Annotated in this window: 19 protein-coding genes; 12 read left to right on the forward strand and 7 right to left on the reverse strand. The window is 74.1% G+C overall.

Translation table 11 applies throughout. From position 1 onward, the window contains the following. Positions 1–45 precede the first annotated feature (45 nt). Together ADK67_RS42120 and ADK67_RS42125 are read left to right on the forward strand one after the other, a co-directional pair. Positions 46–1,053, forward strand: a complete 1,008-nt coding sequence (locus ADK67_RS42120) for a LacI family DNA-binding transcriptional regulator (protein ID WP_231648627.1) — start codon at positions 46–48, stop codon at positions 1,051–1,053. 134 nt (positions 1,054–1,187) lie between these two features. Next, positions 1,188–1,919 (forward strand): type 1 glutamine amidotransferase, encoded by a 732-nt coding sequence (locus ADK67_RS42125; RefSeq protein ID WP_082404665.1) that lies wholly within the window; start codon positions 1,188–1,190, stop codon positions 1,917–1,919. A 56-nt stretch (positions 1,920–1,975) separates the two neighbouring features. Here ADK67_RS42125 and ADK67_RS42130 read toward each other — a convergent pair whose 3' ends face one another. Next, positions 1,976–3,328 (reverse strand): glutamate-cysteine ligase family protein, encoded by a 1,353-nt coding sequence (locus tag ADK67_RS42130; RefSeq protein WP_157621542.1) that lies wholly within the window; start codon positions 3,326–3,328, stop codon positions 1,976–1,978. Between the two features lie 447 nt (positions 3,329–3,775). Here ADK67_RS42130 and ADK67_RS42135 point away from each other — a divergent pair, with 447 nt between their 5' ends. From ADK67_RS42135 to ADK67_RS42175, 9 genes are all read left to right on the forward strand, one after another. Beyond that, positions 3,776–6,964 (forward strand): non-ribosomal peptide synthetase, encoded by a 3,189-nt coding sequence (locus ADK67_RS42135; protein WP_053722203.1) that lies wholly within the window; start codon positions 3,776–3,778, stop codon positions 6,962–6,964. Positions 6,965–6,984: 20 nt separating this feature from the next. Then, entirely contained in the window at positions 6,985–8,010 is a 1,026-nt protein-coding gene (locus tag ADK67_RS42140; RefSeq protein ID WP_082404669.1) for a TauD/TfdA family dioxygenase, read from the forward strand. Continuing rightward, complete coding sequence (locus ADK67_RS42145; RefSeq protein ID WP_082404671.1) at positions 8,007–9,035, forward strand: TauD/TfdA family dioxygenase; 1,029 nt, start codon at positions 8,007–8,009, stop codon at positions 9,033–9,035. Before ADK67_RS42140 ends, ADK67_RS42145 begins: the two co-directional genes overlap by 4 nt. Further along, positions 9,032–14,275: a non-ribosomal peptide synthetase gene (locus tag ADK67_RS42150; protein ID WP_053722204.1), complete on the forward strand. Its 5,244-nt coding sequence runs from the start codon at positions 9,032–9,034 to the stop codon at positions 14,273–14,275. Before ADK67_RS42145 ends, ADK67_RS42150 begins: the two co-directional genes overlap by 4 nt. Beyond that, on the forward strand, positions 14,268–15,020 hold the full coding sequence (locus tag ADK67_RS42155; protein WP_053722205.1) for a thioesterase II family protein: 753 nt from the start codon (positions 14,268–14,270) through the stop codon (positions 15,018–15,020). The genes ADK67_RS42150 and ADK67_RS42155 overlap by 8 nt, the downstream gene beginning before the upstream one ends. A 135-nt stretch (positions 15,021–15,155) precedes the next feature. Continuing rightward, complete coding sequence (locus tag ADK67_RS42160; RefSeq protein WP_082404677.1) at positions 15,156–16,433, forward strand: amidohydrolase; 1,278 nt, start codon at positions 15,156–15,158, stop codon at positions 16,431–16,433. A gap of 123 nt (positions 16,434–16,556) precedes the next feature. Further along, complete coding sequence (locus tag ADK67_RS42165; protein ID WP_157621543.1) at positions 16,557–17,066, forward strand: helix-turn-helix domain-containing protein; 510 nt, start codon at positions 16,557–16,559, stop codon at positions 17,064–17,066. 39 nt (positions 17,067–17,105) lie between these two features. Next, entirely contained in the window at positions 17,106–17,444 is a 339-nt protein-coding gene (locus tag ADK67_RS42170) for a hypothetical protein (protein WP_053722207.1), read from the forward strand. Beyond that, the gene (locus ADK67_RS42175; protein WP_157621544.1) at positions 17,441–17,890 is read left to right on the forward strand and encodes a hypothetical protein; all 450 of its coding nucleotides are present in this window, start codon (positions 17,441–17,443) and stop codon (positions 17,888–17,890) included. Before ADK67_RS42170 ends, ADK67_RS42175 begins: the two co-directional genes overlap by 4 nt. 19 nt (positions 17,891–17,909) lie before the next feature. Here the strand turns inward: ADK67_RS42175 and ADK67_RS42180 are convergent, their stop codons facing one another. From ADK67_RS42180 to ADK67_RS42205, 6 genes are all read right to left on the reverse strand, one after another. Further along, complete coding sequence (locus tag ADK67_RS42180) at positions 17,910–18,476, reverse strand: hypothetical protein (protein WP_053722209.1); 567 nt, start codon at positions 18,474–18,476, stop codon at positions 17,910–17,912. Between the two features lie 17 nt (positions 18,477–18,493). Beyond that, positions 18,494–19,810: an alpha/beta hydrolase gene (locus tag ADK67_RS42185; protein ID WP_063797912.1), complete on the reverse strand. Its 1,317-nt coding sequence runs from the start codon at positions 19,808–19,810 to the stop codon at positions 18,494–18,496. Continuing rightward, a complete protein-coding gene (locus tag ADK67_RS42190) occupies positions 19,807–21,156 on the reverse strand; it encodes an alpha/beta hydrolase domain-containing protein (protein ID WP_231648628.1) in 1,350 nt (449 codons plus the stop codon). Before ADK67_RS42190 ends, ADK67_RS42185 begins: the two co-directional genes overlap by 4 nt. A gap of 122 nt (positions 21,157–21,278) precedes the next feature. Continuing rightward, positions 21,279–21,848, reverse strand: coding sequence for a QsdR family transcriptional regulator (locus ADK67_RS42195; RefSeq protein WP_231648629.1), 570 nt, complete (start codon positions 21,846–21,848; stop codon positions 21,279–21,281). A gap of 237 nt (positions 21,849–22,085) precedes the next feature. Next, positions 22,086–22,502 (reverse strand): hypothetical protein, encoded by a 417-nt coding sequence (locus ADK67_RS42200; RefSeq protein WP_053722212.1) that lies wholly within the window; start codon positions 22,500–22,502, stop codon positions 22,086–22,088. 97 nt (positions 22,503–22,599) lie between these two features. Beyond that, complete coding sequence (locus tag ADK67_RS42205) at positions 22,600–23,883, reverse strand: erythromycin esterase family protein (RefSeq protein WP_053722213.1); 1,284 nt, start codon at positions 23,881–23,883, stop codon at positions 22,600–22,602. A 110-nt stretch (positions 23,884–23,993) separates the two neighbouring features. On the opposite strand from ADK67_RS42205, the gene ADK67_RS42210 reads away from it, so the two are divergent. Continuing rightward, a complete protein-coding gene (locus ADK67_RS42210) occupies positions 23,994–24,368 on the forward strand; it encodes an ATP-binding protein (RefSeq protein WP_053722214.1) in 375 nt (124 codons plus the stop codon). Positions 24,369–24,430 lie beyond the last annotated feature (62 nt).

The following is a 24,430-nucleotide window of genomic DNA, read 5'->3' on the forward strand; positions in this document are numbered from 1 at the left end:
AAGGAAAACGCTGGGTCGCTGGGTCGCCCGGCCACGATCAGCGACGTGGCCCGGCTGGCGGGCGTCTCGGTCGGCACCGCCTCCAAGGCGCTCAACGGTCGCGGGTCGCTGCGCGAGGAGACCCGGCGGAGGGTCCGGTCCGCCGCCGACGAGCTGGGTTTCCAGCCGAACACGGCCGCGCTCTCGCTCAACACCGGGCGCACCTACACCGTCGGGATGATCACCACCGACACCATCGGCCGGTTCAGCATCCCGTTGATGACCGGCGCCGAGGACTCGCTCGGCGCGGGCCGCATGTCGGTGTTCCTGTGCGACGCGCGCGACGACCCGATCCGCGAGCAGTACTACCTGCGCACGCTGCTCAGCCGCCGGGTCGACGGCATCATCGTCACCGGCCGCCGCACGCAGGCCCGCGCGCCCATCGGCGTGGACCTGCCCGTTCCGGTGGTCTACGCGTTCATCAGCTCCACCGACCCCGAGGACTGCTCCGTGGTGCCCGACGAGGCGGGCGGCGCGCGCAAGGCCGTCGACCACCTGCTGGCCCTGGGGCGGCGGCGGATCGCCCACGTCACCGGTCCCGAGCACCACCACTCCGCGGCCGTCCGCGCGTCCGCCGCCGTGCAGCACCTGGCCGCGTCCGGGATCGACCTCGTGGGCGCGCCGCTGTTCGGCGAGTGGAGCGAGGCGTGGGGCAGGCAGGCGACCGGCATCCTGCTCGGCGCGGCCGAGGAGTTCGACGCGGTGTTCTGCGGCAGCGACCAGATCGCGCGCGGGGTGGCCGACGCGTTGCGCGCGGCGGGCCGGCAGGTGCCCGACGACGTGGCCCTCGTCGGCTTCGACAACTGGGACGTCATGGCCCTGGCCTGCCAGCCGCCGTTGACCAGCATCGACATGGAGCTGGAAGGGCTCGGGCGGACGGCGGCCGACCTGCTGCTCGCGGCTATCAACGGCGAGCCGGCGCCCGGCAGGCACGTCAGCCCGTGCCGGCTGGTGCTCCGCGAGTCGACCGCCGTGTCGGTCCGGCCCGGTTCGACCCGGGCCGAGCAGGTCTAGCGCCACGGGCGCGGTCGTCCGCGCCGGCGGGTGGGCATCGTCGCACATCGGGACGCAGCTGTTGGCGGTAACAGATTTCGGTGCTGCCACAGGCTGTCGACGACGACCGCGTCTCGGGTGGCGGGTGCTGATCGGTGTTAGCCTCCGAATTCGCGACCGTTTCGCGGATCGAGCCGCCCACGGACGGAGGGAACGGCGTGGTCGTCCTCGCGTTGTCGAACGACGGTGCCGACGCGAACCCGGGCTGGTTCGGGCCCTGGGCCGAGGAGCGCGGCCTCCGGTTCGACCTGCGGCTGCGCGAGCGGTCGGGTGAGTGGCCGGACCTGGACGGGTACGACCGGGTGGTGTCCTTCGGGTCGGCGCACTCGATCCGGGACGACGAGGACGGGTCGCGCGAACGGGAGATCGCCCTGGTCCGGGAGGCCGTGCGGACCGGTGTGCCGGTGATGGGCATCTGCTACGGCGCGCACCTGATGAGCGTGGCCCTGGGCGCGCCGCCGAAGGAAGGGCCGGAGCCCGAGATCGGCTGGGTCGAGCTGGACGTGTGGCCGGACGGCCCGGTCGGCGCCGGACCGTGGATGGTCGTGCACCACGACCTGCTCACCGTGCCGCTCGGCGCGACACTGGTCGCCCGCACCGACATCGGTCCGCAGGCGTACGTGTGGCGCAACAGCATCGCGGTGCAGTTCCACCCCGAGGCCGACCCGTCGAAGATGAACGAGTTGATCGACCGGGACGAGGAGTACCTCCGCGACGTCGGGCTCGACGTGCCGGCATTGCGCGCGGAGACGAGCGAACGCGCGCCACAGGCGCGGGCGCAGGCGTTCGCGTTGTTCGACTGGTTCCTGGCTCGTCCTCGCGGGTGAACGCGATCCGGCCCGCACCACCTCGTTGAGGCGAGGGCCGGTCGCCTGATCGGGTGTCAGACGCGGAAGGCGGCGACGTAGCGCGCCGGGTCGCGGTCGAACTCGCCCTCCCAGCGGCGGACGACGTGGTCGGCGAACGTGGTCCCGGTCTCCAGGACTTCCTCGATCGGGTCGAGGTAGCCCAGCACGGCGTCGCGCTCCAGCCCCGCCTCGACCCGGGCGGACAGTCCTTCCTTGGCCAGCCGCACCAACTCGCGGCCCAACTCCCGCGCCGGCACGTCGCCGACCATGGCCGACAGGCCCTTCTCGGGCACCTCGCGGATGGTGCGTTCGAGGTCGTCGGCGGAGTGGTCGCGCAGCAGCTCCCAGGCCGCGATCCGGGACGGCCGGTGGTAGGTCAGCCCGACCCACAGCGCGGGCACGGCCGGGATGTGCGCGTAGGGCGGGCCGTCGGGCGCGCGCAGTTCGAGCGTGCCGCGGACCCGCACGTCGGTCCACACCTGCGAGAGGTGGGAGGTCCAGTCGGACCACGTCGGCGTGCTGCCGTCGGCGAACCCGTCGACCAGGATCTCGCCGAACGTGCGGTCGCCCACGAGCCGGTACTCGCCCGCCGCGGTCTGGTGGTAGATCATCGGGATGCCCAGCGCCCACTCGACGAAGTCGTCGGGCGTCATCTTCTCCTGGAACCCGGCGGGCAGCAGGCCGCAGCGGCGCGGGTCGGTCTTCAGCCAGCACTGGCAGCGGCGGGACCGCAGGCCGGTCAGCTCGCCGCCCTCCAGCGGCGAGTTGACGAACAGCGCCGACACCACCGGCGAGGTCGCCACGTGCATCCGCACCTTCTCGGCCAGGTCCTCGTCCGAGGTGTAGTCGAGGGTGGCCTGGGTGGACAGGGTGAGCGCCATGACCGTGGGTCCCCACGCGCCGCGGTCGCCGATGCTCGCGAAGAACTCGCGCATGAGCGCGCCACGCGGTTTCGGCACCCACGGCACGTCGTCGACCCGGTTGAACGGCAGGTTCGCGCCCGGCAGGATCGCGTGGCCCTGGCCGCCGGCGAGGTCGGCCAGCCGCGCCATGGTCTCCCGCATGTCCTCCACGGCGGTGACGAGGTCGGCGGTGGGCGCGGACGCGTACTCGAGCGCGCCGCCGTGCTCCAGGGTGACGATCATGCCGCTGTCGGTCTTGACCCCGGTCAGGTGCTCGCCGTCGTGCAGCTGCTCGCCGCCGAACTCGGCGGACACCGCTTCGAGCAGGGCGCGGACGCCGTTCGGCCCCGAATAGGGCACCGCCAACCCGGTGTCCGGGTCGACCACGGCGTTCTCGATCTCCAGCCCGACCTGCTCGCGGACTTCGCCCGACTTGGTGAACAAAGACGTGAGGTCTTCTCGTCGGAGCGGCCCGGTGGTGCTCATGCGCATGTAATCCTCATCTTGTCGCCGGCCGGTCGGATCGGGGAAGTCTAGGGATGATCGCACCGTGACGGTGATCCAGGTCACCGTTCACCCGTTCGGGTGTCCGCAACTGTGCGGAATGCGAATTCCAAGCCGGGGTGCCTGGAATTCGGACAACTTTCCGAAGGTTTGCCGCACTTGCCGCACTAGCGGTGTTCGACCTGTGGGAACCGATTCCGCCTTTAGGTCTAATTAACCGGGGCGTCCTTGCCGGGCGGCCGGTGCTGGCCCTAGGTTTCAAATTGACCGGCAGCCGCCGGGAACTCGTATCCGCCGGTCTACGTCGGGTGCGCACCGTATCGGCGACTTTGTGGTAATTGGTCGCGGCGTTTCCCCTGAACTGCTGACCTGGAGAGGTCGATGGTCGACTCGCGCCCTTTTCGACGTCGTTCCGACCGATTTTCCGATTTGTCCCGCGCACGGTCCGGCGTCGCCGTCGCCGAGGCGGACGACGCGGCGCGGTGGACCGATTCGTGCCTGCACGAGCTGGTGGAGCGATCGGTCGACCGGGCGCCCGACGCCGAGGCGTTGAGCCATCGGGGGAGGGCGGTCGCGTACCGGGAGCTGGAGGACGGGGCGAACCGGCTGGCGCGGCTGCTCGTCCGGCGCGGCGTCGGCCCCGGCGACCGGGTGGGTGTGTGCCTGCCCCGTGAGCCGCGGCTGGTCGTGGCGTTGCTCGGCGTGCTCAAGGCGGGCGCGTGCTACGTGCCGCTCGATCCCGCGTACCCGGCCGAGCGGCTGCGGTTCATCGCCGAGGACGCCGACACCCGGCTCGTCCTGACCGACCGCGCCCACCGGGAGCGGCTGCCCACGTCGGCGGCGTTGTGCTGGGAAGACCTCCGCCTGGACGAGCTGCCCGCCACCAGGCCGCGGGTCGCGGTGACGCCGCGGCACCTCGCGTACCTGATCTACACGTCCGGTTCCACCGGCCGGCCGAAAGGGGTCTGCGTCGAGCACCGGTCGGCGGCACGGCTGCTGGCGTGGGTCGCGGACACGTTCACCGAGGACGAGCTGGGCGGGGTGCTCGCGGCCACCTCGGTCTGCTTCGACCTGTCGATCTTCGAGGTCTTCGGCCCGCTCGCCACCGGCGGCCGGTTCGTCCTCGTGGACGACGTGCTGGCGCTCGCCTCGCTGGACGGTGACGCGGGCGTGCGGCTGGTGAACACGGTGCCGTCGGCGATGCGCGAGCTGATCGCCGCGGGCGCCGTGCCCGCCGGCGTGCGCACGGTGTGCCTTGCCGGTGAGCCGCTGACCGCCGACCTCGCCCGCCGCACGTGGGCGCTGCCCGGCCTGCGCCGGCTGCTGAACCTGTACGGGCCGTCCGAGGACACCACCTACTCGACGTGGGCGGACATCGCGCGTGGCGACGAGGGGCCGCCGCCGATCGGGGTGCCGTTGCCCGGCACTCGCGCGTACGTGCTCGACGCGGCGTTGACACCGGTCGCGCCCGGTGAGGCGGGTGAGCTGTACCTGGCCGGCGCCGGGCTCGCCCGCGGCTACCACGACCGGCCCGCCGAGACCGCCGCCCGCTTCCTGCCCGACCGGTGGTTCCCCGGGCCCGAGCGGATGTACCGCACGGGCGACCGGGTGCGTCGCGGCGCGGACGGCCGGTTGGAGTTCCTCGGCCGGGTGGACGACCAGGTGAAGCTGCGCGGCCACCGGATCGAGCTGGGCGAGGTGGCGGCGGCGCTGGAGTCGTTGCCCGGCGTGGACGCCGCCGCGGCGGTGGTCGCGCCGGGACCGTCCGGTGACCCGCGGCTCGTGGGTTACCTGGTCGGCACGCGTGAGGTGGACGCGGTGGCGGAGCTGCGCCGGACGCTGCCCGCCTACCTGGTGCCCGCCGAGGTCGTGTGGCTGGACCGGCTGCCGCGCACGCCGAGCGGCAAGGTCGACCGGGCCGCGCTGCCCCCGCCACCACACCCCGCGCCACCACACCCCCCGCCACCACACCCCGCGCCACCACACCTTGCGCCGTCACGTCTTGCACCGTCACCTCTCGCACGGTCACACCCCGGGTCGTCACCTCTCGCGCCGTCGCGTCCCGGGCCGTTACCGGCCGACGCGCTTGAGCGGGACATCGCGGCGGTGTGGGGTGACGTGCTGGGCGTCGCGGTCGGCCGGGACGACGACTTCTTCGCGCTGGGCGGCGAATCCCTGCTGGCGACCAGGGCTTCCGCACGGCTGCGAACCGTCCTGGGGCTGCCCGTCACGCTCCGCGCGATCTTCGACCACCCGACGGTCGCCGTGCTGGCAGCGCACGCCTCGACGCTGCCGCCGGTCGCCGACGCCGTGCCGCCCGCGCTCGACCACGACGGCCCGCTTTCCCCGGCGCAGCAACGGATGTGGTTCCTGCACCGGATGGACCCCGCCGACACCTCGTACCTGCTGAGCTTCCTGATCCGGTGCGGTCCCGGCGTCGACCCGGCCCGGTTGGACGACGCGTTGCGCGCGGTCGTCGCGGCGCACGAGGCGTTGCGGACGTCGTTCACGCTCACCGATGAGCGGCCCGTCCAACGCGTTCACCCGCACGTGTCGTTGGTGGTGTGGCGGACCGAGCTGACCGGGCCGGACCACGAGGCCGAGCTGACCCGACTGGCCCGTCAGGACGCGGCGCGGCCGATGGACCTGGAGCGCGCTCCGCTGCTGCGGTGCCGCGTGGTGACCGCGGGCGGCGAGGCGGTGGCCGTCGTGCTGACCGCGCACCACATCGTCTTCGACGGCTGGTCGCTGGAGGTCTTCGTCCGCGAACTCGCCCGCCGCCACGACGATCCCGCTCCCGACGCGCGGGTGCGGCCCGGTCCGGCCCTGTTCGCGGCACGGCAACTGGCGTGGCTGGACAGCGACGCGGGACGTGCCGCGGTCACGGCGTTGGCCGACTCGGCGCGCGGCGCGCCGGAACTGCTGGACCTGCCCACCGACCTGCCCCGGCCACCGGTGCGCGGCAGCGCCGGCGGACGCGTCGAGCGGACGTTGCCCGACGCCGTCCCGGACGGGCTGCGCCGCACCGCCGCCGCCCACCGGGTCACGCCGCACATGGTGGGCCTGGCCGCGTTCGGGGCGCTGCTGCACCACTGGTCCGGCCTGGACGACCTGCTCGTCGGCTCCGCCTTCGCGGGCCGCACGGACCCGGAGTCGGAGGCCGCCATCGGCTGCTTCGTGAACCTGCTGCCGGTGCGGCTGCGCCCGGACGTCCGGCAGCCGTTCAGCGTGCTGCTGCGGCAGACCAGGCGGGCCGCGCTGCTCGCCGCGTCGGCGCAGGACGTGCCGCTGGACAGCCTGGTCGGCCGGCTGCGCCCACGCCGGACCGCCGCGCACACCCCGCTGGTCCAGGTCTCGTTCGGCATGGTCAAGCCGGCCGCGCCGGTCCGGCGGGGCGAGGTGGTGTTCGAGGCGGTCGAACTCGGCTCGGACGACGCCCGGCTCGACCTGACGCTGTGGCTGGAGGACCGGCCGGACCGGATGGTCGCCCGGTGGACCTACCGGGCCGACCTCTTCCGCGCACGCACGATCAGCGACCTGCACGACCGCTACGCCGCGCTGCTGTCGGCCGCACTGTCCCGGCCGGAGAGCGCCGTCGCGGCACTCCTCGAAGCCTGACCACGCGGGAGGCGAAGTCCATGTCCGAATCAACCGCCGGCGCGCCGGCGATCACCCGACGGGCCCGGCCGGGCGCACTGGTGGCCACGGACGCCGACTGGGCGCCGCTGGGCCTGCCCGCCCTGGTCCGCGCCACCGCGCCCGGCCTCGACCTGGCGCAGTGGATCGCGGGCAACCGGGCCTCGCTCGACGCGCTGGCCCGGAAGGCGGGCGCGGTGCTGCTGCGCGACTTCGCCGTCACGGGCCCGGACGACTTCCGGTCGGTGATGTCCGCGTTGTCGGACCGGGTGCTCGACTACGGCGAACGGTCCTCGCCGCGCAGCGAGGTGGTCGAAGGCGTCTACACGTCGACCGACCACCCCGCCGATCAGCCGATCGTGCTGCACAACGAGCAGTCGTACACGCTGAACTGGCCGTTGCGGATCGTGTTCTTCTGCGAGACCGCGCCGGAGGAGGGCGGCCGGACCCCGTTGGCGGACAGCAGGCGGGTCCTCGCCCGGCTCCGGCCGGGGACGGTGGCGCGCTTCGAGTCCCTCGGCGTGCGGTACGTGCGCAACTACCTGCCGGGCCTGAGCCTGCCGTGGCAGGAGGTGTTCGGCACCGAGAGCCGCGCGGACGTGGAGGAGTACTGCCGGAGCCGCCGCATCGGGTTCGAGTGGATCGGCGCGGACGGCCTGCGCACCAGCCAGGTGCGGCCGGCCGTGCACACCCACCCGGTGACCGGCGAGCGGACCTGGTTCAACCACGCGCTCTTCTTCCACGTGACGTCGTTGCCGGCGGAGGTCGGCGCCGGGCTGCGGGAGGCGTTGGCGCGGGAGGAGCTGCCCTACAACACCTACTACGGCGACGGCGCCGAGATCGAGGACGACGTGCTGGCCGAGCTGCGCGCCGCGTACGAGGCGGAGACCACCGGGTTCGACTGGCGGCGCGGTGACGTGCTCGTGGTGGAGAACATGCTGGCCGCGCACGGCCGCGACCCGTTCCGGGGCGCCCGCCGCATCCTCGCCGCGATGGCCGACCCGTTCGGGCCGGGTGGGTCCGAGTGAGCCCGCAGACCGCGTCGGGCCCGCAGCGGCGCGCCCGGACCGGCTCCCGCGCGCCGGTCGACCTCGTGCGCCGCGTCCCGTTGAGCGACGAGCCGTTCGTGCTCCGCGTCGAGGCCGCCGTGCCGGACCTGGACCTCGTGGCGTGGCTGTCCGAGCACCGCGACGCCGTGCTGGCCGACCTCGACCGCTACGGCGCCGTGCTGCTGCGCGGGTTCGCGGTGGACGGGCCGGCGGGCTTCGGCGCGGCGGCCCGCGCGCTCACCCCCGAGCTGCTGGACTACCTGGAACGCGCCGCGCCGCGCACCGAGGTGGCCGACAAGGTGTTCACCTCCACCGAGTTCAGCGCGGACCAGTGGATCCCGCTGCACCACGAGATGTCCTACGCGCACAACTGGCCGGGCAGGCTGTACTTCTACTGCGACGTGCCCGCGGCCGAGGGCGGCGCCACGCCGCTGGCCAGCGAACGGCACGTGTACCCGCGCATCCCGGCCGAGATCCGCGAGCGCTTCGAGCGGCACGGCGTGTGCTACGTCCGCAACTACGGCCCGGACCTCGACCTGCCGTGGCAGGAGGTCTTCCAGACCACCGACCGGGTCGAGGTGGAGGCGTACTGCCGGGCGTCGGGCATGACGTTCGAGTGGTTCCCGGGCGGCGCGCTGCGCACCCGTTCGGTCCGGCAGGCCGTGTCACGGCACCCGCGCACCGGCGAGGTGGTGTGGTTCAACCACGCACACCTGTTCCACGTGTCGAACACGCCGGCCGAGGTGGGCGCGGCGCTGGTGCGCGAGTTCGGCTTCGAGGGCTTGCCGCGCAACGCCTACTACGGCGACGGCGAACCCATCCCGGACGACGTGGTGGAGCTCGTCCGCGAGCTGTACCGCTCCTCGGCGATCAGCTTCGCGTGGCGGCGTGACGACGTGCTGGTCGTGGACAACTTCCTCGCCACCCACGGACGCGCGCCGTTCGAGGGCGACCGGCGGGTGCTGGTGGCGATGTCGGACCTACACACGGACGGCGGCCTGTGACCAACCTCGACGCATACCGGCTGCTCCCCGCGCAACGCCGCGCGTGGAGCCGTGCGCACGACGACCGACGACCGATCACGGCCAGGGTCCGCCTGGCCGCCGCGCTCGACCCCGCCCGGCTGCGGGCCGCGGTCGACGTCCTCGCCGACCGGCACGAGGCGCTGCGCCTGCGGCTCGAAGCCCGTGCCGGCGTGCGCGTCCCGTTGCAGGTGGTCGACCCGGACCTGCGGGTCGGCTCGGCGGTGGGCGACCCGTTCAGCGGGCCGTTGGTCGCCGTCACGGCCGACGACGCGGAACTGGCGGTGTCCGCGTCGGAACTGGTCGCCGACGCCGAGTCGGTGCGGCTCCTGCTGCTCGAGCTGGACGCCGCCTACGCGGGCCGGCCGCTGCCGGAGGACGACGACCGGCTCCAGTTCCTGGACGTGTCCGAGTGGCGGCTCGACCAGGGCGAGGCCGGGCCGCCGGTGGCCGCGCGACCGTTCACCGTGCCGCTGTCGGGTGGCGAACCCGGTGTGCGGCACGCGGTGGTGGCCGGCGCGTCCGCGGACGAGCTGTTCGCGGCCTGGGCGGCGACGCTCGCCCGGTACGTGGACGACGAGGGCCTGCCGGTGGCCTGGTACAGCGCCGGCCGCGCGGAGCCCGGCACGGCCGGTGTCGTCGGCCCGCTGGAGTGCGCGGTGCCCGTGGTGGTCGAGCGCACGTGGACGGGTGACGACGCGCTCGCCGCGGTGCGGGAGGCCGAGCGGGCGCTCCCGGTCGCCGCGCCCGCCGACGACCTGACCGCGGGGTTCAGCGCCGCCCGGCTGGTCGAGCCCGGCGAGCTGGCCGGGTTGGGCGCGATCGCCGTGACGGTGCGGACGCCCCCGCCGGTCCACCCGCTGCACCTGCACGCCGAGATCGGCGCCGACGAGGTGCGGCTCGCGTTGTCGTTCGACGGCTCGACCTGCGACGGGACCACCGGCGAGTGGCTGCTGGACGCCCTGGTCTCCCGGTTGGCGGGCGCCGGACCGCTCGGCGCGGCGGAACGGGCCCGGCTCGTGGCCTGGGCGGGCACCACGCCCGCGCCGACGCCCACGACGTTGACCGCGTTGCTCGACGCCGGCATCCGCGGCTCGGACGGCGAGGCGGTGCGCGCCGAGGACGGTGTGCTCACGTTCGCCGGGCTGGACGCGCTGGCGACCACGATCGCCGCACGCCTGCGCGCCGCGGGCATCGGCGCGGAGGACCGCGTCGCGGTCCTGGCCGAACGGTCCTGGCGCACGGTGGCGGCGTTCGTCGGGATCCTGCGGGCCGGCGCGGTCTACGTGCCGCTGGACCCGGCCGGGCCGCGCCACCGCACCGACCGGCTGATCGAGGCCGTCGAGCCGCGGGTGGTCCTGACCGCCGGGCCGGCGCCGGAGCTGTCCGTGCCGGTGTGGGAGATCCCGGCCGAGCCCGATCCCGGCGCGTCGGTCGACACGTCCGCGATCGTGCCGGACCAGGCCGCGTACGTGATCTTCACGTCCGGCTCGACCGGCTCGCCGCGACCCGTGGTGGTCGAGCACCGCGCCGCGGCGAGCCTCACCCGCGCGTTGGCCGACGCGGTGCACGCCGGGGAGCCCGGCCCCCTGCGGGTCGCGGTCAACGCGCCGTTCACCTTCGACGCCTCGATCAAGCAGCTCGTCCAGCTCGCGCACGGCCACACCCTGTGCGTCGTCGCCGACGACCTCCGCCAGGACCCGCGCGCCATGCTGGACCACCTGGCCCGGGAACGGGTCGACGTGCTGGACTGCACCCCCTCGCACCTGCGGCTGCTGCTCTCGGTCGACGCCGCCTTGCCGCGCCTGCTGCTGGTCGGCGGCGAGGCCGTCGAACCGGACCTGTGGGACCACCTGGCCGGGTTGCCGGACGTGCGGTCGGTCAACGTCTACGGGCCGACGGAGTGCACCGTGGACACCACCGCCGCCGAGATCACCGCCGGCCGCGCGCCGACGATCGGCCGGCCGCTGCCGGGCGTGCGGGTGTGGGTGCTGGACGAAGGGCTGCGGCCGGTTCCCGCCGGCGTGCCGGGCGAGCTGTGCGTCTCGGGCGCCCAGTTGGCCCGCGGCTACCTCGACGCGTCGGCGGCCGGCCGGTTCGTCACGACGACGTTGCCGGACGGCGGCGAGGAACGGATCTACCGCACCGGCGACCGGGTCGCGTTCGGACCGGACGGCGAGCTGACCTACCTGGGCAGGCTGGACGACCAGCTCAAGGTCAACGGCATCCGGGTCGAGCCGGGCGAGGTCGCGGCCACGCTGGCGGCGCACCCCGGCGTGCGGCGCGGCGTGGTGACGGGGCGGGACGACGACGGGCACGGCACGCGCCTGGTCGCCTACGTCCAGCCGGTGGCCGCCGCGCACGTCGACCTGGACAGGGTCGACGGCGTCAACCCGCACGAGACCCGGTACCTCTACGACGAGATCTTCCACCAACGCGCGTACCTGCGCGGCGGGGTGGTGCTGCGCGACCGCGCCGTGGTGTTCGACGTCGGCGCGAACATCGGCATGTTCTCCCTGTTCGCGCACGCCGAGTGCGCCACCGCGGCGGTGTACGCGTTCGAGCCGCTGCCCGCCGTGCGCGCCAAGCTCACCGCGAACCTCGCCGCGCACGACGTGCCGGCCAGGGTGTTCCCGTTCGGCCTGTCCGACGTCGAGCAGGACGTCGCCTTCACGTTCTACCCGGGCTACTCGGTGATGTCGGGCCGCGCGGACTACGCCGACGCCGAGGCCGAGGTGGAGCTGATCAAGCGGTACCTGGCCAACGAGCGCGGCGAGGACAGCGCCGAGCTGCTCGCGCACGCCGACGAGATCCTGGCCGACCGGTTCGACGGCGCCACCGAGGTCTGCCGGCTGCGCCGGCTCTCGGACGTGATCGACGAGCTCGACGTGCCGGTGGTCGACCTGCTCAAGGTCGACGTGCAGCGGGCCGAGCTGGACGTCCTGCGCGGCCTGGACGAACGGCACTGGCCGATGATCCGGCAGATCGCGGCCGAGGTGCACGACGGGATCGGCACCGACACCGAAGGCCGGGTCGAGGAGGTCGTCGGCCTGCTGGAGGACCGCGGGTTCGACGTCGTCGTGGAGCAGGACGCGGTGCTCGCCGGCACCGACCGGTTCATGCTCTACGCCGTGCGGCCCGAGTACGAGCGGGACCCGCGGCCGGTCGTCGGCGCCGGGTCGGTCGGCGCGGTGGACGAGGAGGAGCTGCGCGGCTGGCTGGCCGAACGGCTGCCGACGCACCTGGTGCCCTCCGCCGTCGTCGTGCTGGACGACTTCCCGCTCACCGCGCACGGCAAGGTGGACCGGGCCGCGCTGCCCGCGCCGTCCACCGACCGCGGCACGGCCGACCGGGAGCCGCCGGCGAACGAGGTCGAGGAAGCCCTGGTCGCCATCTGGGAGGACGTGCTCGGCGTCGCGCCGGTCGGCGTGACGGACAACTTCTTCCAGCTCGGCGGCGACTCGATCCGCACCATCCGGGTGCAGGCCGCCGCCGCCCGCCGCGGGCTGGCGTTCCCGTTGCAGAGCATGTTCACCCACCAGACGATCCGCGACCTGGTGCGCAGCGGCGCGACCGGCGACGCCGTGACCGAGCCGCCCGGCGAGCGGTTCACGCTGCTCGGCGAGGCCGACCGGCGGCTGGTGCCCGCCGACGTCGAGGACGCCTACCCGATCTCCGTGCTGCAACAGGGGATGCTCTACCACACCGTCCTCACCGGACGGTCGGAGAACTACCACAACGTCACGACCCACCGCGTGGACGGGCCGCTGGACGTCGACGCGCTGCGGACCGCGTTGGCCGACACGGTCGCCGCGCACCCGATCCTGCGCACCGGGTTCCACCTCGGCCGCTACTCCGAGCCGCTGCAACTGGTGCACCGGGACGTGCCCGTGCCGCTGGTCGTGGCGGACCTGCGCGCGCTCGACCCGGTGGCGCGCCGCGAGCGGATCGACGCCGCCGTGCGGGAGGAGCTGGGCACGCCGTTCGACTTCGCCGCGCCGCCGCTGGTGCGGTTCCGGGTGTTCCACACCGACCACGAGTCGTTCGAGCTGCTGGTGTCGGAGTACCACGCCGTCCTCGACGGCTGGAGCCTCGCGCTGATGCTCGACGAGATCGCCGTCCGCTACGAACGGGTCCTGCTCGGCGAGGCCGAACCGCCGCGGACGCGGACCGTGATGCCGTTCCGCCGGTTCGTGGAGGTGGAGCGGGCCGCCCGGGCCGACGACGCCGGTCGGGCGTTCTGGCAGGGGCAGCTGGCCGGCGCGACGCCGCTGCTGATCGGCGCGGCCACCGACCGGCCGCCGCGCACCGACCGGGTGCTCCACCAGCCGCTGCGCACCGACCTGCCGGGACGGCTGGAACGCGTGGGCGCGGAGTTCGCGGTGCCGTTGAAGGCGTTGCTGCTCGCCGTGCACCTGCGGGCGGTGGCCGAGCAGACCGGCCGCGACGACGTGCTGACCGGCCTGGTCACCAGCACCCGGACGGGCGAGGACGGCGGTGACCGGACGCTCGGGCTGTTCCTCAACACGCTGCCGTTGCGGATGGCGGTCGGCGGCGACCCGTTGGCCACGCTCGCGCAACGGGCCTGGCGGGCGGAGCAGCGGCTGATGGGCCACCACCTGCTGCCGCTGGCGGACGTCGAGCGCGCCGTCGGCCGGGGACGGCTGTTCGACGCGTTCTTCAACTTCACCCGGTTCGACAAGCCCGAGCCGGGCCGGCGGCGCGTCCGGCTCGAACCGGGCGCCACCGTGCCGGTGGACGTCGGGTTCGCCCTCGCGGTGGACTTCGAGGTCGACCCGCGCGACCACGGGCTCCGGCTGAGCCTCACCTACGCGGCGGAGTCCTTGCGCGACGCGGAAGTCGCGGAGCTGGCGGCGCGGTACACGTGGCTGCTGGACGCCCTGTGCGCCGACCCCGCCGTGCCGCTGCCCGCCGTGGGCCCGGCCGCCACGAGCACGTCAACGCCCGCCGTGGGCCCGGCAGCCGTGGACGCGGTGACCGAGTGGGAGCACCGGCTCACCGCGCTGTGGGGCGAAGTCCTCGGCCACCGGCCGCGGTCGCGCGACACGGACTTCTTCGAGGCGGGCGGCGATTCGCTGTCGGCGCTGCGGCTGGTCGCGGCGCTGGCGGAACGGCACGCCGTGCCGCTGGACCTGCCGTCGTTCACCCGCGAGCCCCGGTTCGACGCGCTGCTCGCCCGGTGCGTCGCCGCCGGTGGCTGAGTCGCGGTGGCTCGTCGGCCGGACGCCCCGGCGGGACGCCCGCGTGCGGCTGGTGTGCCTGCCTCCCGCGGGCGGCAACGCCGGCACGTTCGCCGAGGTGGTCTCGGGCCTGCCGGCGTGGATCGACGTCCGCGCCGTGCAGCTGCCCGGCCGCCAGGAACGCTCGGGTGAACCGCCCGTGCGGCGGCTCGGCCAGCTGCTGCCGGCGTTGGCGGCGGAACTGGACGTCGGCCCGCCCCTGGTGCTGCTCGGCAACAGCCTCGGCGCGACCGTCGCGTTCGAGCTGGTCCGCAGGCTGGAACGGCAGGCGCGGGTGCGGCCGGCGCGCCTGATCGTGTCCTCCGCGCGTGCGCCGCACGTGGCCGGGCGGCTGCCCGCCTACTCGGCGATGTCCGACGCGCGGTTCGTCGCCGAGCTGATCGGGCTCGGCGCGCTGCCCGCGGAGGCCGCCGACCACCCGGAGTTGTTGACCGCCCTGCTGCCGGCGTTCCGGGCGGACTTCGAGCTGGGCGAGACCTACCGGTACCGGCCCGGACCGCCGGTCCGGTGCCCGATCGACGCGGTCACCGGGGCGGACGACGCGCACGTGCCGTTCCACCTGGCGTCCGCGTGGGGGGAGCTGACCTGCGGCGAGTTCACCGACACGGTCGTCCCCGGTGGTCACGACATGCTCCGCGGCGGCGTCGACGGGCTGCGCGCGGCGGTGGTCCGGGGCTGTGCGAAGGCGGCGGGCGTGCCCGCGTGATCGTCCACCCGAACGGGCGAATACCACTCGGTGCAGTGGATCTTGCACCGAGCGTCGGCAAGGATGTGCCCGACACGAGCGACGTGTCGCACCCCCGCGGCGGCCTGACGCCCTGGCACGAACGGCAAGCCCACCATGACTTCTGTTGCGAGCAACCTGCTGCCACCGTCGACCGGCGGCACGGTCGTCGTCCCGTTCGGCCCGACGACCGGGGAACCGGAGGCGGTGGCCGACATCGGCGCCGGCCGCGGTCCGCAGTGGCTTGACGAGTGGCTCGCCGCGAACCTCACGAGGGTGATGTCGTGGCGGCGCACCCTGCACGCGAACCCCGAGCTGATGCGCCGGGAGTTCCGCACCACGGCGACGATCGTCGAGATCCTGCGCTCGCTGGGCCTCCAGCCGCGGGTGCTGCCGATCGAGACGGGCGTGATCTGCGAGATCGGCGCCGGGCCGCGCTGCGTCGCCCTGCGCGCCGACATCGACGCGCTGGCCGTGCCGGAGGCCACCGGCGAGGCGTGGGCGTCGACCGTGCCGGGCGTCTCGCACGCGTGCGGCCACGACCTGCACACCGCGATCCTGCTCGGCGCGGCGGCGGCGCTGGTGTCCGCGCCGGCGCTGCCGGGCCGGGTGCGGCTGCTGTTCCAGCCGGCGGAGGAGGAGCCGGGCGGCTCGCACGACGTGATCGCGGCCGGCGGCGTCGAGGGCGTCGAGCGGATCTTCGGCCTGCACTGCGACCCGAAGGTGCCGGTCGGCCAGGTCGGGATCAGGGTCGGGCCGGTCACGTCGGCGTGCGACATGCTCGAACTGCGGGTGGGCGCGTGCGGGACGGGCCGGCGCAACGAACTCGACTCCGACGTGGTGCACGCGCTCGGCGTGGTCGCGACCGGGCTGCCCGCGATGCTGGCGCGCCGCATCGACCCCCGGTCCGGCACGGTGTTGGCGTGGGGCCTGATGGACGCGCCGGAAACGCCCCTCGGCACGCCGCGCGAAGGCCTGCTGCGCGGCACGCTGCGCACCGGCGACCCGGTGGTCAACGGCCAACTGCCCGCGTTGGTGGAGGAGATCGTCGGCTCGTTGCTGAAGCCGACGGGCGTGCGGTTCGAACTCGACCACATCCGGGCCGTGCCCGTGGTCGACAACGACCCGGAGAGCACCGCGATGCTGCACCACGCGATCACCACCGCGCTCGGGCCGCAGGCCGTCACGTCGACCACCCAGTCCACCGGCGGCGAGGACTTCGGCTGGTACCTGGACCACGTGCCCGGCTCGTACGCGCGGCTGGGTATCTGGTCGGGCGAGGGGCCGCAGGGCGACCTGCACCAGCCGAGCTTCCACGCGGACGAACGCGCCCTGCCGGTCGGCGTGCGGACCATGGTCCACGTCGCGCTCGCCGCGTTGGCCTCGTCGGGCTGAGGCCCCTGGCCCGCCGGTGTTCAGCGGGCGTTCAGCGGCTTGTCCGGACGTGGTCTTCTCCTGTGTCGCGTCGGTCGACGTCCCGCCCGGTCACGGCGGGGTGGCGCGAACGGGGGACACGACGTGGTGACAGTGGATCCGGTCAGCGCCCGGAGCAGCACCGAGTACGTGGTGCTGCTCAGACGCCGCAGGGAGGTCGCCGGGCTGTCCTACAGACAGCTGGACCGCCGGGCGCGGCAGTGCGGTGAGTCGTTGCCGCCGAGCACCGTGGCCACCATGCTGCGGCGGGCCACCCTGCCGGGGGTCGAGCTGGTCACCACCTACGTGCGGGCGTGCGGCGGTGACGACGCGGAGCTGGCCGCGTGGTTGGCGGCGCGGGCCCGGATCACCGTGCCCGACCCGGACGCGGGCGGGGCCGCGGCGGCCGGACCGTGCCTGCCGGTGCCGCCACGCCGGCTCCCGCCGGGTGTCGTCGGAGTGGTCGGCCGGTGCGCGGAACTGGCCGAGCTGGACGCGGCGACCAGCGGTCCGGTGCGCGGCCTGGTCGTGGTCACCGGTGGGCCCGGTGCGGGGAAGGCCGCGTTGGCGGTGCACTGGGCCCACCGGTCCACGAGCCGGTTCCCGGACGGTTAGCTGTACGTCGACCTGCGCGGGCACGGTCCGGGAGAGCCGTTGAGCGCGGGCGCGGCGCCGGCACACCTGGCTCGTGGGGCTCGGGGTGCCGGCCGCCGCCGTGCGGCGGGCGACGACCAGGCCGCCGCGCTGTTCCGGTCCGTGGTGGCGGACCGGCGGATCGTGCTCCTGCTCGACGGCGCGGCGTCGGCGGACCAGGTGCGGCTGCTGAGACCGGGCGGCCCGGCCTCGTGCACGGTGGTGACGAGCCGGGACCGGCTGGCCGGCTTGACCGTGCACGACGGCGCCCGGGTGGTCGACGTCGGCCCTTTGGCGCGCGGTGACGCGGTGCGGGTGCCGGCGCAGTCGGCGGGCGAGCGGGTGGTGGGGAGGAGTTGACGGCCGCGAGGGCGTTGGCCGACCTGTGCGACGACCTGCCGCCGGCGTTGCGGATCGCGGCCGGCGCCCTCGACCGGAGCGCGCGGACGCCGATCGCGGACCTGGTCGCCGAGATGCGGGCAGGCGGCCGGTTGGCGGCGCTGGACGTGCACGACGACCCGCGGGCCCGGCTGGACGTCTCGTTCGGGTACTCGTACGACGCGCTGGGCGAGGTCGAGCAGCGGCTGTTCCGCCTGCCGGCAGGCTCGGCCGCGGTCGACCTGCCCGCGTCGGTGGTGGCGCGGACGGCGTTGCGCCGCCTGACGGACGCGCACCTGGCGGTGAGGCCGGCGGGCGACCGCTACACCGTGCCGGGCTTGCTGCGGGAGTACGCGCGCACCCTCGGGACGCCGGACCACCCCCTGCCCGCCCGGCAACTCCACCACGCCGACACGGACGCCGCCTGACCCCGCCCAGCCCTGACGGTCACCACTCGAACGTGAACTCGTACCAGGGACCGTCGAACGGGGTGAACTTGTAGCCGTCCCCCTTGGCGCTCACCGGCACGCGGTCCGGGCAGTAGGCCCAGCCCATGGTGTTGAGGACCCCCGAGTCCGCCACGGTGATCAACGTGCAGCCGTCGGGCCGATCGTCGCTGACGCTCACCGTGTACAACCCGAGCCGGCGGTCCTCGATCCGCCGGCCCGGCTCCGCTTCCGCGACCAGGGCTTCGAGCCTCGACCGGTGCGCGTCGAACGCGGCCTGCGGCACCAGGCCGGTCAGCACCGTCGTCGCCGCGAACAGCGCCGGCACCAGCAGGAACGGCCACAGCCGCACGGCGTGCCGCAGACGTGGTCTAGGCAGGTTGACCACCGCGAGGCCGCCCATCGTCAGCCACGCCACGGCCACCGCGAGCGCGGCGAAGCCGGCGTAGAACAACGGCGTCAAGTAGCCCCCGGGCGGGGTGACCGCCCAGCACGCCAGCGTCATCGGCACCAACGACGCGATCACGGTCCACCACGGCGACCACCACCACGACCTGCGTCCGACCATCGAACCCCCTTCGCCGATCAGGGGGACGTTCGCCAGGCGCCTCCGGTTCCACTGTCGAGGTAATCCTTGAACTGCACGGTGACCGCGTGCGCGTCCGAGGGCCAGTTCGGCACCGCGATCGTGCGCGTCACGCCGCCGCTGCCGCGCGCGGTCTGGGTGACGCGGATCGTGCCGCCGCCGTCGGCCCGCGCGGGCAGGTACGCGTCGACACCGGTCAGGAACGGCAGCGTGGCGAACGGCGGCAGCGCGACACCCGGCGTGGACGCCAAGTCGCAGTTGTCGTCGAACGCGAACGCGGCGAGGACCTGGCGCAGCCGGGCCGAGACGGCCGGTTCGAGGACGTTGACGCCGTTCAGCTCCAGCCGGTCGCTGTCGGGCTGGTCGGACCACCACTCGCGGTTGCGGATGATGGTGAGGGCGCTGTGCGTCGGGCACCGGTCGATGTTGTCGGTGATGCCGCCGGGGCGCGACACCTGCAACCGCACGAACCGGTCGCTGCGCTCGAACGGCTCGAAGTAGGAGTGGTACGGCAGTTGGCCGTCGCGCAGCACCACCAGCTCGTAGTGCTTGCGGCCGTTGACGGGCAGCGGGCCGAACGAACCGTCCACACCGGTCCGCACGGTGTGCCGGGGCGCGCCGACCCGCGCGCCGGTGCGGCTGTCCAGTTCCCAGACCTGCACCACGCCCTCGACGCCGGCGTTCTGCGGGTAGTACGTCGCCCGGCCCGAGATCCGGACCAGGGCGGGCAGTTCGGGCAGGACCCGCGTCGTCAACGCGGGCCTGCCGCGCAGAAACCGGTACATGTGGGCGAAACCGTCGGCCGATGTGGTGGTCTCGGTGTGGCCCAGGGTGGTCAGGTAGACGTTCGTCGCGCCGCCGATGGAGCCGTTGGGCTGCAGGCTGCCCCACAGCGCCAGCGTCGCCACGCCACCGGGCGGCGTGGCGCTGGAGCGTCCGTCGACGTTGACGTACTTCCGCACCGCCGCGGCCCGTTCGGGCACGGACAGGTAGGTGTGCATGACGGTCGTGCCGCGCGAGTGCGCGATCACGTCCACCTTGGCCGCTCCGGTCCGGGCCTTCACGGTGGCGATGAAGGCTTCCAGGCCGGTGATGGCGTGGTCGTTGGTCGGGATGCTGGTGTCGTACTCGTAGGCGTGCAGCAGCGCGTCGGGGTAGCCGTTGCCGGAGAACCGCTTGGCGTTGGACTGCCACTGCTGGGCCGAGCCCTGCTGGCCGTGGACGAAGACGATCGGGGTGGGCGCGTCGGCCTGGGCGGGCGCCGCCGCGACGGTCGACACCAGCGCGACGACCAGTGCTGCCAAGGGGATCCTCATCGCGTGCCTCCGAGGGCGTCCGTCAGGTTCTGCCGCGCGTCGGCGGGCTGGAGGTAGCCGGCGTGCACGTTGGCGGCGTCGGCGGTCACGACCTGCCGCACGTAGTCGCCGCGTTCGGGGTACAGGCGGGCCAACGTCGCCGCGTCGAACGGCACGTGCGTGCCGAACAGGCGGCAGAACGTCTCACCGGAGTTGTCGCCGGTGTTCAGCGCCCGCGGCGCGGCCAGCTGCGACAACCGGATGCCGCCGAGGGCGAGGCCGAGCGCGTCGCGCTTCTTGGTGACGCCGTCCGCTTCGAACTCCAACGGCCGGGCGGTCGGCGGCGGCGTGCCGCGTCCGACCCAGCGGCGCAGGTGGTCGTAGGAGGCGGCGGTCACGTGGTGCAGCGGGATCCGGCTGAACGGCGGCCGGTCGCAGTCGTACTCCGGCGCGCCGCCGAGGTCGCGTTCGGAGATCGGCCGGCGGTAGACCTGGCCCTCGTGGCCGGAGTGCGCCGCGCCGGCGACCTCCCAGCGGCGGAACCGGTCGGTGTCGGCGGGGCGCTGCGCGGTCCGCACGTCGGTCTCCGACAGCACCTGGAACACGGGTTCCGCGCCGACCCGGGTCGGCGCCGTGCCGACGATGAAGCCGTAGCCGTCGAACACCGGCTGCTGCTGGGGCAGGACCCGGTCGTACAGCACGGTCATCCGGCCCGCGGACTGCGAGGCGCCGATGGCCAGCAGCGTCTTCGTCCGCAGCCCGCCCATGACCGCGCCCGAGTCGACCGCGCGGCCCGCCTGGGTGAACACGTCGTAGGACAGCTCGTCGGCGGTGAACCGGCCGCCGCCGGTCACGTCCAGCGTGCCGTACCGGGCCGGGCTCCAGGTCTTGAGCTGGTCGACGCCGACCCGTTGGGCGGACACGCCGACCCACGCGTGACCCGCGCGGACGACGGAGTCGGCGTTCCACAAGGCGTCCAGGTCGTACCCGGCGGTGACGTTCTGCCACTCGACCAGCGTCGTGCCGGTGAACTTCCACGCGTGCGCGGGCCGGCGCACGATGACCCGGGTCGTGTACGGCACGCCGGTGGCGACCTTCGTGCCGTCGACGGCCCAGCCGTCGGCCGTGCCGGAGACGTGGAACTCCTCCTCGACGTACCCGGCGGCGGCGAGGTCGTCGGACGTGGCGAAGAACGGGTAGGTGTCCTCGATCCGGTCGGCCAGCCGGTCACCCGGCACGGTCCCGGGCAGCGGGCCGACGACGCGCGGCAGGGGACCCGGCGCGGCGGAGGCGGGGACGGACAGCGGGAGGAGCAGACCGAGCACGGCCGCGGCGAGGCCGAGGCGGCGCCAGGGGGAAGGGGACATACCGGCTCCCACAGCGATGGGGGATGGGGATCATCGCCGACCGTAGCCGGCCGCGCACGGCGCGCACCAGAACGCGACCCCATCGTGAGACCGCTGTCGCAGCAAGGGGATCGGGGGAGGAGTCACCGGGTCAGGCGGTGGCGCAGCAGGATCGTGCGGGCGGCGGTTTCGGCCAGGTCCTGGTCCAGCGGTGCGCCGGTGAGCAGTTCGGCGTAGAGGGTGGACTCCACGATCCGCACGTACAGGAACGCCACCTGGTCCAAGGCGGCGGTCGACCACGGTCCGCCGTCGACTTCGAGCAGGATCTCCTTCTGCGCCGACACGGCCCGCCGGTGCACGCCGCCGGAAGCGTTGAACAGCACCCGCGCCGCCGTCTCCGGCTCACCGCGCAGGAACGCCCGGAACGGCCCGTCCGCCCGCAACTCCGCCACGAACCGCCGCGTGACCTCCAAGACGCCTTCCACACCGGCGTTCGTGCGCTCCTGCCGGGCACGGGCCAGCAGCCGGTCGGCCAGCGACCACAGCACGTCGGCGAGCAGCCCGTCACGGCTGTGCACGACCCGGTAGAGCGTGGCCCGGCTGATGGCGAGGCTCGTCGCCAACGCGTCCATGTCGACCCGACCGTGCCGCAGGAAGAACCGGCAGGCGCCGCGCAGCACCTGGTCCTGGCTCACCACCCGCCGGGCCGGCACCACCGCTCGCCCTCGCTTCCGCCGGCACGCCCGACCGGCACCCTCCGCATCATCGCGCCCGACCCGGCCGTCCGCGAGACCCGTACCGGTGTGTGCGCCACGTCACTTCCGACCTGAAGGACGGCTGGGGAACTCGGCGACGGCTGGGGAACTCGGCGTTCGGCGCGGTGGCGGGCGTGCTGGGGCTCGGCGCGCACGGCGGTCGTCAGCCCTCGCCGCCACGCCCGGGACCGACGCCTACTTCGAGGACGAGGCCGGCTCCTGGAACAGCACGGGCGGCGCGTCGTTGGCGGGACGCGGCGCGGTCTGCTCCGGTCGAGGGGCCCACTCCTGCACGACCACCGGCTCCAGCTCGGGCGTGACGTCCTCGACGACGGCCTCCACGGCCGGCGCGGCGGCCTGCACGGCCAGCTGCTGCTGGACCTGGCCGATCCACATCAGCCACATGGCCTCGTCGCGGTGACCGCGGTACTCGGCCTTCAGCCCCGCCAGCGCGCCGCGCACCCGTGCCGCGATCACGTTGTCCTCACGCACGGCCGACCAGACGGCGCGCGCGCCGGCGTCACGGGCCTTGACCAGGAGGCGGACCTGGTCGGTCAACTCGGGCGCGGGCAGGTTCGCCCACGCCGCTGCGATTCTCTGTGCCTTGGTCACGGTGCCATCCTTGTCGAGCGGACGGCTCGCGGTGGCCGTGACACGATGTTATCAACCTCTCGTTTTTCGAGGTCAGCCGTAGGGCACGTGGTGACGGTCAGACACCGCTCGGATACGTCTCGGGTTCGAACGCGTCGACCCGGCGCGTGTGCAGGGGCCGCAGCGCCGTGGTCTCGTCGAACCAGAGGAACGCGTCGTACCGCTCGCCGAGGACCGTCGACACGTAGTTGCCCCACCGCTCGCGTTCCGGGTGGTAGACCACGCCGATGGCGCGGTGGGGGAGCGTCGCGGTGAGCAGGTCGGGCTGGTCGCCGCGGGGGAAGACGAACAGGGCCTCGCCGGGCGCGGACCCGTGCAGCACGTCCTCCAGCGACCCGGACCGGGCCGGCGGCACCGGCATCACCTGCGTGCTCGCGCCCCACGCCTCACCCGCGACGACGGTGCCGCGGTGGGCGCCGAAGCCGACCAGCACGACCTGCGCGGGGCCGAAGCGCTCCCGCGCGAGCTGACCGATGTTGACCAGCCCGGAGTCGGCCATCTCGGTGGCGCGGGCGTCGCCGACGTGGGTGTTGTGCGCCCACACGACCGCCTTCGAGCCCGGCCCGTGGTGGTCGAGCAGCCGGTCGAGGGTGTCGTCCATGTGCCGGTCGCGGACGTTCCACGACGACTGCCCGCCGAGCATGGCCCGGTAGTAGCGCTCGGCGCCGGCGACGACCTCCGCGTTCTGCCAGGCGCCGAACCGGCCCGCGCCGTCGGCCGCCGCCTGCCGGCGCAGCCGCACCAGCAGGTCGACCACCTCGTTCTCGCAGCCCGCGGGCACGAACCTGGTCGAGATCGCGTACTCCTGCGGGTCCTCGCCGTGCGGTTCGAAGCACCGGTAGGCGGCCAGCGCCGTCGGCACCTCCTCCGGGTCGTGCTCGCGCAGGTGGGTCAGGATCTCGCGCAGCGACTCCCACAGCGAGTACACGTCGAGGCCGTGGAACGCCACCCGCTCCTCCTCCGGCAGCACCGCGTTGTGGGCGCGCAGCCACCGGCAGAAGTCCACGACCTCCTCGTTCGCCCACATCCACGTCGGCCACCGGTCGAACGCGGCCAGCGCGGCACGCGGGTCCTCCGGCGCGTCCGGCAGGCACCGCACGGCCCGGTCCACCCGGTCGCACGCGGGCCAGTCGCCCTCCACGGCCACGAACGAGAAGCCCTTCTCGCTGATCAACCGGCTGGTCAGCGCCGCGCGCCACCGGTAGAACTCGTGCGTGCCGTGGCTGGCCTCGCCCAGCATCGCGACCCGCGCGTGGCCGACGCGGTCCAGCAGCACGTCGAAGTCGCCCGCGTCGCGCAACGGCGCGGCCAGCGCCGCGACCTCGTCCCCGTAACGGTCCATGATTCCCTCCGCACCTGTCGGCCTACCCGACGTCCGCCGGGGCAAACCGCTCGGCGATCGCAAGGCAGTCGTCAGGTGCGGTCGGGCCGCGTGGTGGCACGCTCGTCGGCGTGACGGCCGGCCAGGACACGGTTGTCCTGGTCGTCCAGGACGAGGACGCGACCTCGCCCGAGGAGGTCGCGCGGTGGCTGCGCGAGCACCTGGAGGGCTGGGCCGGGTTCGACGTGCTGCTGGTCGGCCTCGTGGTCGGCGAGCTGTACGACAACGCCCGGCGGCACGGTTCGCCGCCGTACGTGCTCGAACTCGTGCTGGACCGGTGGCGCGAGGCGCTGGTCGTCAGCGTGCGCGACCGCGCCGTCCGCCGGGCCGCGCCGTGGCGGACGGCGGCGGGGTTGCTCCTGGTCGACGGGCTGTCCGCGCGCTGGGGCGTGCTGACGCAGGCGGCGTTCACCACGGTGTGGGCCGAACTGGTCTTCGAGGACTGACCGCGCCCGGGCCTACCGCCCGATCGTGAGGCATAGGACGCCACTCGATCGGGAAAACAGGC

Source organism: Saccharothrix sp. NRRL B-16348, from assembly GCF_001280085.1.
Lineage (GTDB): Bacteria > Actinomycetota > Actinomycetes > Mycobacteriales > Pseudonocardiaceae > Actinosynnema.